Annotated in this window: 8 protein-coding genes and 1 other RNA gene; 3 read left to right on the forward strand and 6 right to left on the reverse strand. The window is 54.6% G+C overall.

Features of this window, described 5'->3' with window-relative positions:
• The first annotated feature begins 128 nt into the window (after nucleotides 1-128).
• The 3 genes from ACGSLL_RS19255 (at nucleotide 129) to ACGSLL_RS19265 (ending at nucleotide 2335) form a co-directional block, all read left to right on the forward strand.
• A complete protein-coding gene (locus tag ACGSLL_RS19255; RefSeq protein WP_394507541.1) occupies nucleotides 129-407 on the forward strand; it encodes a hypothetical protein in 279 nt (92 codons plus the stop codon).
• Nucleotides 408-502: 95 nt separating this feature from the next.
• Nucleotides 503-891: a transfer-messenger RNA gene (ssrA, locus tag ACGSLL_RS19260) on the forward strand.
• A 187-nt stretch (nucleotides 892-1078) separates the two neighbouring features.
• The gene (locus tag ACGSLL_RS19265; RefSeq protein ID WP_038856696.1) at nucleotides 1079-2335 is read left to right on the forward strand and encodes an integrase domain-containing protein; all 1257 of its coding nucleotides are present in this window, start codon (nucleotides 1079-1081) and stop codon (nucleotides 2333-2335) included.
• 483 nt (nucleotides 2336-2818) lie between these two features.
• Here ACGSLL_RS19265 and ACGSLL_RS19270 read toward each other — a convergent pair whose 3' ends face one another.
• From ACGSLL_RS19270 to ACGSLL_RS19295, 6 genes are all read right to left on the reverse strand, one after another.
• Complete coding sequence (locus tag ACGSLL_RS19270; protein WP_394507542.1) at nucleotides 2819-3577, reverse strand: restriction endonuclease; 759 nt, start codon at nucleotides 3575-3577, stop codon at nucleotides 2819-2821.
• A gap of 194 nt (nucleotides 3578-3771) precedes the next feature.
• Nucleotides 3772-4941, reverse strand: coding sequence for a hypothetical protein (locus ACGSLL_RS19275; protein ID WP_394507543.1), 1170 nt, complete (start codon nucleotides 4939-4941; stop codon nucleotides 3772-3774).
• Between the two features lie 361 nt (nucleotides 4942-5302).
• A complete protein-coding gene (locus ACGSLL_RS19280; RefSeq protein WP_394507544.1) occupies nucleotides 5303-7486 on the reverse strand; it encodes a DUF262 domain-containing protein in 2184 nt (727 codons plus the stop codon).
• Nucleotides 7483-9267 carry a GmrSD restriction endonuclease domain-containing protein gene (locus ACGSLL_RS19285; protein WP_394507545.1) on the reverse strand — a complete coding sequence of 595 codons (1785 nt, stop codon included), beginning with the start codon at nucleotides 9265-9267 and terminating at the stop codon, nucleotides 7483-7485. Before ACGSLL_RS19285 ends, ACGSLL_RS19280 begins: the two co-directional genes overlap by 4 nt.
• A gap of 234 nt (nucleotides 9268-9501) precedes the next feature.
• Nucleotides 9502-10677: a hypothetical protein gene (locus tag ACGSLL_RS19290; RefSeq protein ID WP_394507546.1), complete on the reverse strand. Its 1176-nt coding sequence runs from the start codon at nucleotides 10675-10677 to the stop codon at nucleotides 9502-9504.
• Nucleotides 10674-12836 carry a type I restriction enzyme HsdR N-terminal domain-containing protein gene (locus tag ACGSLL_RS19295; protein WP_394507547.1) on the reverse strand — a complete coding sequence of 721 codons (2163 nt, stop codon included), beginning with the start codon at nucleotides 12834-12836 and terminating at the stop codon, nucleotides 10674-10676. Before ACGSLL_RS19295 ends, ACGSLL_RS19290 begins: the two co-directional genes overlap by 4 nt.
• Between the last annotated feature and the right edge of the window lie 1384 nt (nucleotides 12837-14220).

The following is a 14220-nucleotide window of genomic DNA, read 5'->3' on the forward strand; positions in this document are numbered from 1 at the left end:
GAAAAATAGAACCCTTGAGCGAGACGGCAGTCCACAGAACAAGCCCCGAACAATCGGGGCTTTTCCTCCATTCGGTGGCCCGTCCAATGGTCAGCGAAGCCTGGATCCCTCAGTTCAAGGAGATACACATGAAGCGTTCTGTACTGTTAGGTCTGTTCGTTACTGCCTCGATGATGGCCTCCACTTCGTTCGCCGCTGACAAGCCAGCCGATCTGTGTGAGGCCAATATTCAGACGATCAACAATTCCAAGGCGCAGTTGGCGTCTAAACCAGAGCTGGTGCAGCGCGCTGAAACCAGCGTGGCCAGAGCCCAGTCGCTGAAAGCCGAAGGCAAAATCGACGACTGCGTTGCGGAAACCTCGCAACTCATCGTGGAAATGCGCAAAGCCAGCGGCACCAACAATTGATCAACGCCGGGCCAACCTGCGGGTTGGCCTCGCGGGCTGATTGACGTACACTGTGCAGGCTTGTTGCTCAAACAGATTCACTGAGCAATGAGTTCGGGGCCGTTTAGGATTCGACGCCGGTTGCGAAACTCTAGGTGCATGCCGACTTGGTAACAGAAGTCGTAAATCCACTGTTGCAACTACTTATAGTTGCCAATGACGACCAATACGGTGTTGCTCTCGCTGCTTAATTGCAGCTGACAATGCTCCTGGTACCTTCGGGTCCAGCAATCATCAGGGGATGTCTGTAAACCCGAAATGATTGTCATATAGAACAGAATCGCCGTGCAGTACGTTGTGGACGAAGCGGCTAAAACTTACACAACTCGCCCAAAGCACCCTGCCCGTCGGGTCGCTGAGGGTTAACTTAATAGACACGGCTACGCATGTAGTACCGACAGCGGAGTACTGGCGGACGGGGGTTCAAATCCCCCCGGCTCCACCACTTCATCATCTAAAGACGTCCACGGACGTCTTTTTTTGTGCCTGAAATCCAGTAAAATCAAGGGTTTAAGCGCTACTGGGCGCTGGAGAGGTTTTTTGAGTTCCAGCCGTTTGGGTATTCCAAATGGTATTCCAAGCCATCCGGTGCTATTTTTTGGAATACCAAAACGGTGTCAGAGGTAGCTCTCATGCCTGCTCCAGCCCTTCGCCTTTCCGACCGCCAGCTCAAGGCAGTCAAGGCAAAAGACAAGGATTACGTCCTCAGCGATGGTGACGGCCTTCAGCTCCGAGTCAGGAGCAATGGCTCGATGCTGTGGAACTTCAACTACCGCGAGCCGGTAACCAAAAACCGTATCAATATGGGGCTGGGCACATACCCAGAGCTCTCGCTAGCGAACGCCAGGAAGAAAGTGGTGGAAGCACGCGAGCTGCTTGCACAAGGCATTGATCCCAAGGTGCAACGCAATGCACAGGACGAAGCCAAACGAGCGGAGACGGAACATACGTTCGAGAACGTGGCCACCGCCTGGTTCGAGCTGAAGAAGGACTCCGTCACGCCGGCGTACGCCGAAGACATTTGGCGATCGCTCACGCTGCATGTATTTCCAGACCTGAAAACAACGCCGCTCTCGAAAATTACCGCACCGATTGTCATCGAACTGCTTCGCCCAATCGAGGCCAAAGGCAGCCTCGAGACAGTGAAGCGATTGAGCCAACGGCTCAACGAGATCATGACCTACGGGGTGAACTCCGGGTTGATTTTCGCTAACCCCCTCAGTGGCATTCGGGCGGTATTCAAGAAACCCAAGAAAGAGAACATGGCCGCGCTGCGACCAGAAGAGCTTTCCGAGCTCATGATCGAAATCGCGAATGCAAGCATCAAGCGGACGACCCGTTGCCTGATCGAATGGCAACTGCACACCATGACCCGTCCTGCCGAAGCGGCTACCACCCGATGGGCAGATATCGACTTCGACAAACGCATCTGGACCATCCCGCCGGAGCGCATGAAAAAGCGTCGCCCACACACCATCCCGCTGACCGAACAGGCACTCGCGTTACTGGAGGCGCTCAAGCCCCACAGCGGCCACAGGGAATACGTGTTCCCGGCAGATAGAAATCCGCGCACCCACGCCAACAGCCAGACCGCCAACATGGCGTTGAAACGCATGGGCTTCCAGGACCGCTTGGTGAGCCACGGCATGCGCTCCATGGCCAGCACCATCCTGAACGAGCATGGATGGGACCCGGAGCTGATCGAAGTCGCGCTGGCGCATGTCGACAAGGACGAAGTCCGGAGCGCTTACAACCGAGCTGACTACATCGAACGCCGGCGCCCGATGATGGCTTGGTGGAGTGAGCACATCCAGAAAGCGGCCACTGGCAACCTCTCGGCATCTGCGATCAATCAAACCAGGGACCACAACGTCGTGCCGATACGGTGAGCGCTCACCGGACGCCGCCGGTAACCGAAAATGACTCCTTAGATGGAGTGATGGTTGATTTGGCGACAGCGGCGACACCGGCGACAACCCGTGCAATACCTGGCCTGCAGCATGGCGACAGCAGTGGCGACTGTCGCCGTTGCAAGCCTCACTCTTGGGCTTCTCGGCCAAGCCCACGCGAGCGGGAAGGCTCCGCATTCCCACTCGCATGGGCTCTGCGTAATTGCATCTCACTTGACCACCTAATTGCATTGCCACTGACCAGTTATTTGGATTCGCGCTGACCAGCTGTTTGCAGTTGATGGGTGTCAGCGGGTGCCACTCAGTGCGAGTGCGTCAGCCAAGTACTGAAGGGCTCAACCGGCCAGAAGCAGACGTTCAGAAGGTGAAAATGATCCGACTTAAGCTCTCTAACCGAACTCAAAAACATACGGTTACTGGCTTGGGATTTTGGCTCCCGTTTTGAGTATCTACTACCGGCCTCTATGCCTCTTTGTAATCATTCAGCCATCGAACTAATACATCATAATCCGCCAAAGTCACATCCCATTTGCTTGACGCTTCATGTTCGACAAATTTTTTGGCTCCAGATGTAAATGTAGAAGTTGTAACTAAAATTGTTTTATTCGGTCCATCTTTTGTATTTTTCACTCCTTGCAGCGCTCTTACCAATGCTACGCCAATTTTATTATCCTCTGCATAGCGCTTGCACTCAATGAAGTATTTGTTGCGAATGCCAAGTGAGTCCGTATGTATTGCAATTATATCTTTACCTCCATCGGCGGTTCTCTGAGTTAAATCGACCTCAAATCCCTTCGCTCTGAAAATTTCAGTTACGACCTCTTCGAAATCTCTCGCTGTGATTTCTCGCACCAGAACCGGACTCATTTTTAATGCGGTTACTAGTTCTTGTATTGACTCGTAAAATAGTAGCAGATCCTCCGCGCTGTATATTTCCCTAAGATGCTCGATGCAAGGCTCACCAAGTGTTTCTACACCTTTTGAGTTATTGGTGACGAAATTTAATAGACCTTCAGGATATTCTGAAACTTCAAAACTCAGGAAGATCGTATCTTCGCATTTTATGCAATCGAACTCATAAGAAACCTCATAAATATTTTCTTGACCCATGCCTCTTTCTGATCCGCCGACACATTCAACATCAAAGTCCTCAATTGATATCGAATCACTGTAACTACAGCAATCGCAGGCATATTGAACATTTCCAGAAAATTTCCACATTATCCCAACATTCCTTTTGTTTAAATATTCGCCCAGAGTGAGCGGTCCGGATGAGCTACCGAAGGGCTTCGAATCCCTATTCTAATGCGGTGGTAATGGACCAAAATCAGACGATTGCAGATGTAGGCGCTAGCGTACATCGGCTTCAAAAATAACGCCTTCTTATAGAAGGGCTCTCGGATTGCTTGAAAACCTCACTCGGCCTGATATATATGAATACTTAGCAACATCTTAACAAGTGTAGAGGCTGATTCTTGAACTGGTGTTGGGTTGATATACCACGGACTATCATTTTCATCAGGATTACTAAAATTGAAAAGCAAATATCCGGTCAAAAATTCGTCAAAGCCACCCTCGCCTTCCTCTCCATAGGTTTCCTCGTGATAGTAGCCCTCATCTCGAAATAGTATGTCATTCAAATCGAGGGCGGCAAGATATGCTCTTCGCAAATACTGAAGAGCGAATATTCTCGCAGAGTATAAAGAAAGAGTATTTAGCTGACTCAAACCTTCTTCATAAGTTATAGGATCTTCGGACTCTAGCTTCTTAAGTGTGCCGTGATAGGTTTGCGCGATTTTATGGGCCTCTTCGTAAAGCTTGATAAAACCTGAAACTCCATTAAGCGTAAATAAGCTGACTCTTGATGAACGGCCAATTTGGGAGATTTCATTATGGTTTAGCTGGCTGGTTAAGCTTTCACAACCTGAAATGGCTTTGGAGCAGGAGAGGCTTTCGCTAGCTTGGTAAATATTTTCGACTGCGACTTTAAGTCGGTTTATATCTAGACCATGAAGGTAAGGGTATTTATTGGTGAGGCTTTGTAGACCCCCCCACTTAAGTGAAAGCAGGGTGCTTTCTAGTAGGTAGTTTCTGATCTCGGTCCAACCAATTATGTGAAACCAAGGAAGACGGACAGCCGGCTCGACCGGAAACCGTTTATCTTCGTTTTCCTTCTCTGCTGTTTCACTGTTTTTTTCATCTACCCAAACTTGAAGTGAGGATTTCACTCTGTCATTCGAAATAAGAAAAAAATAATGAGATACAACTCCTTGATATTTTTTGAGTTTAGTAAGTTCTTGTTCTAAGTCGCTGGGATATAAGCCCTCAACAAGTTTGCATTGAGCTACGGCCAGGCTTGCCTTGCATTTGATGTCAAACCCATATTGCCTGTCTCCTTTCGTGCCTTTGTAAGTTACATAGCTAGGGCTTATTTTGTTATGTATCTTTACGCCATGATCTTTCAGTATGAATTTGAAAAGATCTAGACAGATATCCTCAAACTCAGGGTCGCTCTCCGGTGGTTTTACACTGTGAATGCTACTTTGAATTGAGCGCCTTAATGGTTTCATAACTGAATATTCCATTTCAAAATCTTTTGGCTGAAAAGCTGTACACGGATTTGAGGTGAAGAGTCGAAACGGGCCAGGTATTCTCCAAACCAATATATCAGGATGATGTCATTGAGCCTTCTATTTTCGGATGCCTCCGGGGAATCTGCTCATAGGGGCTACTGCAACCGCCAGCCAGCCAATAAGGCGGGGCGGCAATATAACCAATATTCCGGTCCAATTTCGACCCAAGCCGCTAACTGCGTAGCGTAGAGGTCGCACTGTATGGGTCGGAAACGGTCGTTCCTGAGCGTCCGCTATTAGCGAAGCTGCCGTTCGAGACCTGCTCCTTTTGGCCGTCAGAGTCCCTCAGCTCACCGCCCAGTGAGCCTCTAAGCTAGTCTCTCGCCGCGATGAAGCAATGCTCGCCCATGAACTTCAGCAAGAGCTCAGGGAGCGGTGCCAGTCCGGTTGGGCCACTGCACTGCCAGGCGCCAGCACCGTAGCTGACTCTCAACTCCTGAGAGCCTTGAAGCACAAGTGCGGGTTGGGTGTCGTCATAGGTCTCAGAGTAGTAGTAAGTCATTCCCGGCAATGCACCTTTCGAACGTTTCAGCGCAAGGAACAGAGCGTAACTACTTAGCTCCGCGTGGTACCCGGAAAGGCGCTTGCGTGACAACAAATAGATGTCACCTGATTCTTCACGGTGTATGAGACGCTCCCCGCAATAGTCAATAAGCTGCGGCTCCGCGACGACATACCTCCGCCAATCCGTGCAGACTGCAGTCTCGATGATTTGCTGCAGCGCAGCATTCGCATTGCCTTCGATGCGGTCGAGCAGATTCTGGAACTCGCGCCGACCGATCACCCTCAACCAATTCTCCGACCTGTCACGATAGGTACCAGCATCGGGTTGGCAGAAGGAGAACTTGGAGGATCCACGCCCAATCAGGTAGTCGTCCATGGACAACAAAGCACGCTCAAGAAGGTGGTCTGTGGAGGCGCGCACGCCCTCATCGAGGACGGCTCTAGCTCGCTCCGAGTAGCGGGCAAATGCGTCAAGGTCAAGTGGCCCGTCGGATGGAGTGCTGAAGTCAAGCAGAAACCCAATTTTTCCTTGCAAGTATGGATGTGCCTCCGCTTCAATAAACGAGGCTTCCCGTGTCGGATCTTCAACAATCAGTCCCACCTTGCGCACTTCTTCCTTTGCCTGCTCGCCACTGAAGCCGGCGGGAGGCTCGATCGCTTTGGATAGCGATTCGTACAGATTTCCGACGTGAGAAGCCAGGGCCTGCACCCCTTTGACAGCAAGGATGGCTATGTAGACATCGTCGACACGATGGTTAGCGAGAAGGTTTGAGGTGATGCGGTCCCATCTAGACCGCTCTCTCTCCAGTTCAGGCGAGCCTGACTTCGCCGCGGGACTATCCACCCAAGCAACCACGCAGAACAGCCTTATTAGATCGAGGTAATCGCTGTTAGGTGCCAGTGCTTTCTCCAGCGTTTTCAGATCTGACGCCGAGGCAGTGTCGCAGAAGTGGTCCAATACCACCGAGACGACTTGCGCACTCGAGGGATTGAATGCCCCTTGGGCCTCGAGTTCCCGCAGCGGGATGTAGCCGCGCGCATGGCGCAACTTCGTGATCCATTCTATTGTCGATCTTGATGCGCCATAAGCACGCTCGATTCGATTACAGGAGTCGAAGAATGCCATCACGTACATGAAGCGAAGGTAAAGCTCGTCAACCGCTTGCCCAATGGCTAAGCCCTTTTTCTTGGAGGCAAGGCGCCAGAAAAGGTCCATCCACTTCTGGTCCATTGCTAGATCGAATCTGCTGGCCCAAGGCTCTGACGCCAAACTCCTGACAAGCCATGCCTTAAAATGCTCGAAGGGCGTGAGCGGTTTGCCCCGGGCATTCATTTTAATGTACAGATCGTCGGTCAGGCCGAAGCGCTCCAAGTCGAGAAAGTGGAAAGTAATCTTGGGCTGCTGCTCATCCACGAGTCGCGCATACATGCCTTTAGTGACACCAAACTTCTGGGCAATGGAGTTGAGTGTGGTCAGACAAGCCGCGACAGTAGGATCGCTGCGCCACGACAGGAAGAACCAATTGCTGTCGACCAAGTGTGCCGAGAGTTTGCCGTTCCAATGCTTCCCGTCCGCTGGGGGCGCAATGACGGCGTTTGCGAGCGCATCGAAGAACTCAGCAGAACTAGGCCGCGTGGCATAGGTGAACCTAGAGCGTCCGCCTTTTGTCCAGCGCCCCCTGAAATCTTCCAGTTGCCCCTCGCACATTGCGATGTACCAGTGCAGGAGAAACAGAGTTGTTAGGCGCTGCTGGCCGTCAAGTAGCGAGAGCACCCTGCCTGCGCCGTCCTCAAATGTTCCATAGATGAAGTCGAGATCAAGTCCGTACTCGTGCTCACTGTTCAATGCGTCCCACAACGATATCAGAAAGCCATCCAAAACGTCGGTGGACTGCTTGCGGCCTTGGGCGTAGTCACGTTGGATGATAGGGATTTCAACGCCATCTACGCTTGAGAAGAGCGTCGCGAATGAATGCTGCCGTGCCTCGCTCATGCGCATGCTCCGTTATATGTGAAAAAGCGAACCAGCGAACTACTGAGTGCGTGCTGGTGCTCCTTCGCATCTACTCGACTCCAGACCAGCATTTCGTCGATCTTGGTGCTGTAGTACTTCAGGAAGGCATTTTTTGTACAAGGCGGAACGAAGCGCCCCGCCTTGTCCAGCGCGATGAGTTTGCGCCGCTTGTGAGGGAAGATAGCGTTCCCGTAGCTTCGGTTTGTACCAGCGTCAAGCAATGTCAAGTTACCAATGCTGTTGTCGACTTCAATATCTGAACCCGGATCGTAGCGATCTATGACGTCGTTGAACGCAACTTCAAATGCGGAAGCATCGAAGGGCTCCTTGTCACGCAGCGTCCGCAAGCGCTCAACCAGCTCCTGCTCGGATGTGGGGGGGACACGGCCTACCGCTGCCAACTCGGGCTCGGAGAAGTATTCGACAGCCTGTCCGAGCCAGGCTTTTTGGGCGTCAATACGCTGAGGCATGTCAGACTTTACCGAGCGAATATGTTCCAAGTCCCACTGATCTTTCTTAAAGTGGTCGAAAGGGAACCACGGCCCGCTATTGCCGAGTTCCAGTAACGAAGCGATGTTGAACAGCAGGAGCAGACGGCGGATGGACTCACGATGCGACTCATAGTCCAGCTGCGCGACGTGGTCTTCAACGAACCGGGCCAAATCGCTTTCACCCGCGTTGCTTCGAGATTTACCAAAGACCAGCTTGAACACTTCTGCCTTGAGCGCAGCTCGAAAGGCTGTCTTGGAACCAGAGCTTCGCGCGAGGTCGCGTATCTGTCCCACTTTGACGTCTTGGCTTAGGAGAAAGCCAACAATGTGATACAAGAACCGGTCCCTGAACCACTCGTCGAGTTGCAGAAACATTCGTTTTACTGCGTCCCACTCGCTTGTAACCGCGTCCTGCTTTTCAGTTAGATGCGTGTTGAATGCAAGGAACAGGCTGTTAGTATCCCAGCGATTCGCAACCTGCTGTAATTCGTCGGCCCGTAACCCAAGGACTAGGTCAATCCGATTCGCTTCTTGTTGTCGATTGGCCAAGAAGTACCAAAAAGCCTCTTCCTGCAGACGTCGCTCGATCTCATCCCAGTCCTGGGCAATCCTCAACTGCTGCAATTGCTTGGCGCGTATTCCTTCACCGTCGAAATTGCCACCTCGCAAGAACAGGGCCTTCACAAGCTCCGCGTTCGTGAGCGGGATTTTGCCAACATTCAGGCGCGTGAATACGTCAATCGGCTCGACGGACTGGTCAACCTCGTACCAGATGACTCTGACCTCATTCAGAAAGGCGGCCTCGATATAGTTCAGCCGGTTGCTCCTAGGCTTGAACCAATCGCGAACGGCTTGGTACGCCTGCCAGATATGGAAAAAATCGATGTTCTCCTCATGTAGCTCTTCGTCGAGGGTGCGCAGATAGCTCGCGCTGTTCTGACGAGTCTCGTAGTTGAGTGCGAACAGAGTCTTGCGCTCGTCAGCTACCAAGCGGTTGTTGAAATAGGAGAGGATCAGGAAGATCGTGGTAAGCCGTTGCTGCCCATCAATGAGTTCCCAGTGGCCGTTGCGTTGTGTAACGACGATTGGCTGCAGGCAGTAAAACTCTCCCTGAACCTGCCTTTTCCTTTCTGTGAAAGCGGCCACATCGTCAAGCAACTCAGTAACTTGCCGAGAGGTCCAGCGATAGCCACGCTGGTAAGCGGGGATGAAGAACGACTCGGTCATTAGCTGGCTGACCGAGCGCAGCTGAAGATCACCTGTGCTCATAGGACCTCGTTGGGTAGTTCCCGCATAGCGCAAACCGTGTGATTTGAGATGGCCGTCCGTTCCAGGCAGCTCTCCCTTAAATAGCTAAAGCTTGTTCGCTAGCAGACCGATTGAAACCGTGCTAACCCTGGGCCGCGAATTTCCCCAAGGCTGGGGGAAATCGGCAAAATGTTACCATCTGCCGCGCACCTTGAATCGCCCCTAGCATCGTCGACGGCGTGTTCTCTGAGCAGCTCAGGTGTAGAGCGTCCCGGAGTGACGAAGCTTGACGTATTGGGTCGTGACAAACCTGGAGATGGCGGCGACAAAATCCTGCACCAGCAGGTCGTTCAATAGGAAATCCCGCAAGGCGAAGCCGCTCTGGAGGACGTCGAAGCGCGGAAGCGGTGTATCGAGCGCCGCGCCCGACAGGTGCACTAGGTTGTTCCGGACCGCCTGCAGCACTTCGTCGAAATCCAGGGCGAGGTCTTCCGCCGTGACGCAGGCTAGCTGGTTCCGGGCGATCTCCAGCGCTACGCCGAGGCCGCCAACGGTTGGAACTCCGGCCGTTTCCACCGTCGCGGTTGTCCAGTGCTCGTGGAGTGGATTCGGCGCGACGATGTTGAGATCGACGCGCGTTCCGCTAATGTTCTTCAGCACGCGTTTCAGCTTTATCTCTACCGGTGCATCGGCAAACGAGTCGCTGAAATCGGTGACGCCTAATGGCATCGGGTCGTGGAACTTCACGATGTAGGTGCCCGTTGCGGTGTCCGCGGTGACCTGCGCGCGGCTGTAGGCGTAGACGTCCTTTGATACCGCACCGTGCGTGAAGGAATAGCCGTGGCTCGAAAGGACGTCGCGCAGCGTCGCCTCGGCCGCAATCGATAGCAGCGCCACGGCAGCGTCGTTGCGCTTCTGCCGTCGCGCCGTCGCAGCGCTTGAGAGGTAGTTGACGACGTAGGGCGGCACGACAGCGCCCCAGGGACGAGCGAACCACTCGCAGCTCATGCGCGTCTCCGGTCCGTCAGCCGGCAAGCGAACAGGCCATTCCACGATCCAACGCATGTCCGTGGAAAGCGAGATTGTTTCGTCGGGTTGTTCTGTCTCGATGCGCAGCCGATCCAGCAGATCTTGCGGCCGGTAGCCCGGAACGCCGCCTTGCTCGTCGACGTCGCGGTAGACCTCCTCAAACAGTTGAAGCGCTATCGCCAGGCCTCGCAGCATCATCGGCGATTGGAAGATCCTCGCGATCTCGTTTCTCTTCCTGCCGAATTCGGCGGGACCGGTCGGCGCGACGACGTGCGAAGGCGTGCCCACTGTCAACCGGTCCATGGCAGCGAACAGCAGGTGTTGCGAGCCGCCCAAGAGTTCGAGCACAGTATCAAGTGTCCGCTCTAGCACCCTGCCGCTCACATGAACGGGGTACTTCATACCGTCTCTCCAAGGTCGAGATCACGCACAAGGACCGAGAGCGCCTGCTCTTTCTGCTGGAGCGACCTTTCGACAACGTCGCGTTCCTCCTTGGCAAAGGCGACTCGACGGACAATCTCGGCCTGGATATTCTGAGGAGGCACGGGGATCAAAACCTGTTTCAAGGCCTCTAACCTCAGCATCGTCATTACGCTCCCGCCGGCGCGCGCAATTAAGGCCTCATGCACATAGCGACTGTTGATCGCGATCGCGAGGTACTCTGGCAGCACGAGTGCGTTGTACACGCGAATGCGGAAGATGTGCCGGTTGATGGGAAACCGGCCACTCTCGATGAGCGCAGCGGCACCTAAATAGGTGCTCAGACCGTTCATCACGATGTCGCCTTCGTTGGCGACCGCCTTGGGGTATTGCTGCACCTCGGCGTCGTCTGCTCGATCCATCGGGTCCAGCTGTATCTCCAACGGACGTATCGCGCCAGGCCCAATGAACACGACATCTCCAGCGTCCTTCGAGCGTCGGATGGCGCCGCCTTTGGTCACGAGAGCGAGGCTTTCCAGCGAATGATGCTTGAAGGAGGCGAGGGGAAGCTGCCGTTGCGCTTGGCGCGCAAGATACGGGCCGGCGCTCAGCACGCCTTGCGCAGGCGTCGCCGTCGCGGTCAGACCGAGGTCATCGTCCCCGACGTCATAATTCTGCATCCACGACCTAAATCGCTCCAAGACATGGGGCAGCCCGGGTAATGACGTGCAGTCGAAGCTGTCCTGCTTCTGGCGATTCTGGGCTTTTGCAAAGAAAAGGACGTCCCTTGAGGGCGCCGACTTGTCGAGCACGACGACGCTCGCTGCCACGCCCGAATCGGGCTGGAAGGTGCCTACGTCAAGCACGGCCTGCAGCCCATTACGCAGCAGGAGTTCCTGCAGCTGAGACCTGTCAGGATTGCCCAGTGGACCGTTCGGTAGCAACGCGACGATCCGGCCCGTGGGAGACAGCCGCGTTAGCGCATGGTGAATATAAGCCTCCGGGCTCGACAGCACGCCGCCTTGCCGGTCGCTGAATCTCTCATGACGGACGGTCAGCCCAAAGGGCGGCGCTACGAAGATGCGGTCGGATAGATCCTCCTGCCGGTACGGAGGTCGCGTGGACTTGAGTGGATCGCCGATCGAGATCGAGGGTAGGTCGGCACCGAACACCAACTGCTGCACGCAGGCCCACATGGCATCAGTCGCATGGCGAGCAAACAGGACCATGTGCGAGGGCGGTGTGGTTCCCGCTAGGCGCACAGCTGCTGATAAGTTGCCCAGGCCACAATGAAGATCGAGCACCCGGTCGCCGGGTTCGATGTCTGCGAGGCGCACAAGCAAATCCGCGGTCCAGCGCGGCAATCGGGTGGCTCCCGATGACTTGGGATAGCGGCTCAGGATCTCGTCGAGCAGCGGCAGCGCGTCGGCGGGCGCGAGCTTGTCCAGCGCCGAGGTATTGAGCAGGTCGAGTGCTTCTTCGTAGGCTCGCGGCGGAGTTAGGTCCTGTCTGGCGACGAAGGCAAGCGTCTCTTCGAAACCGGTGTCCGATGCACCCGGCCATTCCGACCGGGCCGCGGCAAGCGCCGCCTGCGAATGGGAACCGCCGACCAGCAAATCGCAGAACATCTCGCGGCCGCGTCGCCGCTGCAGGTGCGCATAAAAGATTAGGGCTAGGGCTTCGGGCGACCACCGTTGCTGGCGCGAGAGTTCCAGTATGTTGCGCAAAGTGCGTCTGACTCCCGCTATCCGACTGGCGCGGGACTGACTGTCGGAGCCTCCGTAGACCATGTCTCGATAGGTCTTCGGCGTCGCTAGCCGCAAGGGCCGGCCCGATTCGTCAGTCTCGAACCAGAGCATCTGCTGGCCATCGGACACAAGGAAGAAACGCGCCCCAACTTCGATCGCCGCGAATTGGATCTGGCGGATCAGGGCGTCGAACGGAAGTAGCCTGGAGTCCCGAGGCAGATTGTCGAGGCGCTTGGCTTCACAGACGATCCTAATGCGACCGTCCAGCATCACGACCAAGTCCAGGCGCGCGTTACGACTAGTCTGGTATTCTCGTTGAATCAGTTCGGTGGGGTATCCGAGCTCATGAGTCAGGTAGGCATGGATACGCTGCACTGCCTGGTTTTCATTCATCTTCCTTGCCCTTCCGTTGTCCGTCCTGGCGAGTGATCTACAACGATCGTCCGAGGCCTGGAGGCGGACTTTATCATGTGATCAAACGATATAGCAGTACACATCCAGTGGAATAACTGGGTCAGGATGCTAAGGGTGTGTCGGCATTGCCGGCAACCGATGTCTTGTGCACTCTGCCGCGTTAGAAAGCTCACGGAGCACGTGCGACATCATAAAGCTATGGCCTAGAGATTTAATTGCATGTTGGCAGGAGCACAATTACGCGATATGCATTTTGGCATCCCGTGGCTGTGTCGAGAGTAGTCCACTGGGCAGTTCAACTTCGGCTTGACCCTCGACGCCCATCTGCGCCCACCTATTGTTGTGTAGCAAGGCGAGCATCCGGGGTGATCTACGCCTGGTCACACGGCATCCAACACCGGTAACACGAGTCCGAAGCAGGCCTTGGTGAGTGTCAGCTCCTGGCCGATTCTGTTGAAAAAGTCGGCCATGGTTTCCACGGTAGAAAAGTACGCGCTTGAGATTGAAATCTTGACTTTGATCAGAGGATTCCGGGCTCGGATTTCGCGTAGCTGCGCGCAAAGAAGGCATTTTCAACAGTCAGTACGCGGGCAGTCTGGAAGGACCGACTTTTTCAACAGAATCGGCCGTTCTCCGCCGGTCGTCACTACGGCGTGTGCTGGTCAAATCGAATGCAAACGGTTGATCAGCACGAATGCAATTGACTGGTCAGTGACGATGCACATGGGTGGTCAAGTCCATGCAATCACGCAGGCTCACATTAAAAACCGATGAACGACCACCCGGCTATGGAAAGCCACCGGCCTCCAAGGTCTTCCAGCGCTACCGATTGGCGCAAGATTCGCCCCCAAAATCCGGTTGACCGCAAAGCAGAACGAGCGCTAAACCAGAGCCGTACCAGCGCTGTCCTCGACAGTACCCAGGTAGCCAGAACCTTTGAGGCTACGCCACATCGTGGTGGTTCTCCCCAAGTGCGATTAGCGTCCGGCGGCTCGCACGGTCACAGCGATGTGATGGATGCCACTTCTTCCAGAATGCCCACTGCGGCAACTCATGCCCCCTCCTGGCTGTTCTGCAGCAACTTATCCGCTTGGCCATTTTTTGCGCCAACCTTTTGCCCGTCTCTTTGCTCCCTAAAGAGACGGGCGCATCTCACATTGCTGCAGCCCCGCTCGCATGGGGCTTTGCGGCTTTCCCCCTCGTGACAATCGGCGTGACAAACACCGAATGCTCACTCGCCACAGCGATGCCGATGATGGTGCCGCAGCCCAAGGAATGGACTGCACCTGACTGACAGTCAGGCATGCCCCGGTCATCGCCTCACTGCCTTCAACTGACTCAGGATCTCGCGGCACCGGTCTCG

Origin of the sequence: Pseudomonas retamae (assembly GCF_043496865.1) — a bacterium.
Taxonomy (GTDB): Bacteria; Pseudomonadota; Gammaproteobacteria; order Pseudomonadales; family Pseudomonadaceae; genus Aquipseudomonas; species Aquipseudomonas retamae.

What these genes read in the sequence shown, in the direction of transcription:
- ACGSLL_RS19255 (WP_394507541.1), top strand. Translation starts at nt 129, where the DNA reads ATGAAGCGTTCTGTACTGTTAGGTCTGTTCGTTACTGCCTCGATGATG.
- ACGSLL_RS19265 (WP_038856696.1), top strand. Translation starts at nt 1,079, where the DNA reads ATGCCTGCTCCAGCCCTTCGCCTTTCCGACCGCCAGCTCAAGGCAGTC.
- ACGSLL_RS19270 (WP_394507542.1), bottom strand. Translation starts at nt 3,577, where the DNA reads ATGTGGAAATTTTCTGGAAATGTTCAATATGCCTGCGATTGCTGTAGT.
- ACGSLL_RS19275 (WP_394507543.1), bottom strand. Translation starts at nt 4,941, where the DNA reads ATGGAATATTCAGTTATGAAACCATTAAGGCGCTCAATTCAAAGTAGC.
- ACGSLL_RS19280 (WP_394507544.1), bottom strand. Translation starts at nt 7,486, where the DNA reads ATGAGCGAGGCACGGCAGCATTCATTCGCGACGCTCTTCTCAAGCGTA.
- ACGSLL_RS19285 (WP_394507545.1), bottom strand. Translation starts at nt 9,267, where the DNA reads ATGAGCACAGGTGATCTTCAGCTGCGCTCGGTCAGCCAGCTAATGACC.
- ACGSLL_RS19290 (WP_394507546.1), bottom strand. Translation starts at nt 10,677, where the DNA reads ATGAAGTACCCCGTTCATGTGAGCGGCAGGGTGCTAGAGCGGACACTT.
- ACGSLL_RS19295 (WP_394507547.1), bottom strand. Translation starts at nt 12,836, where the DNA reads ATGAATGAAAACCAGGCAGTGCAGCGTATCCATGCCTACCTGACTCAT.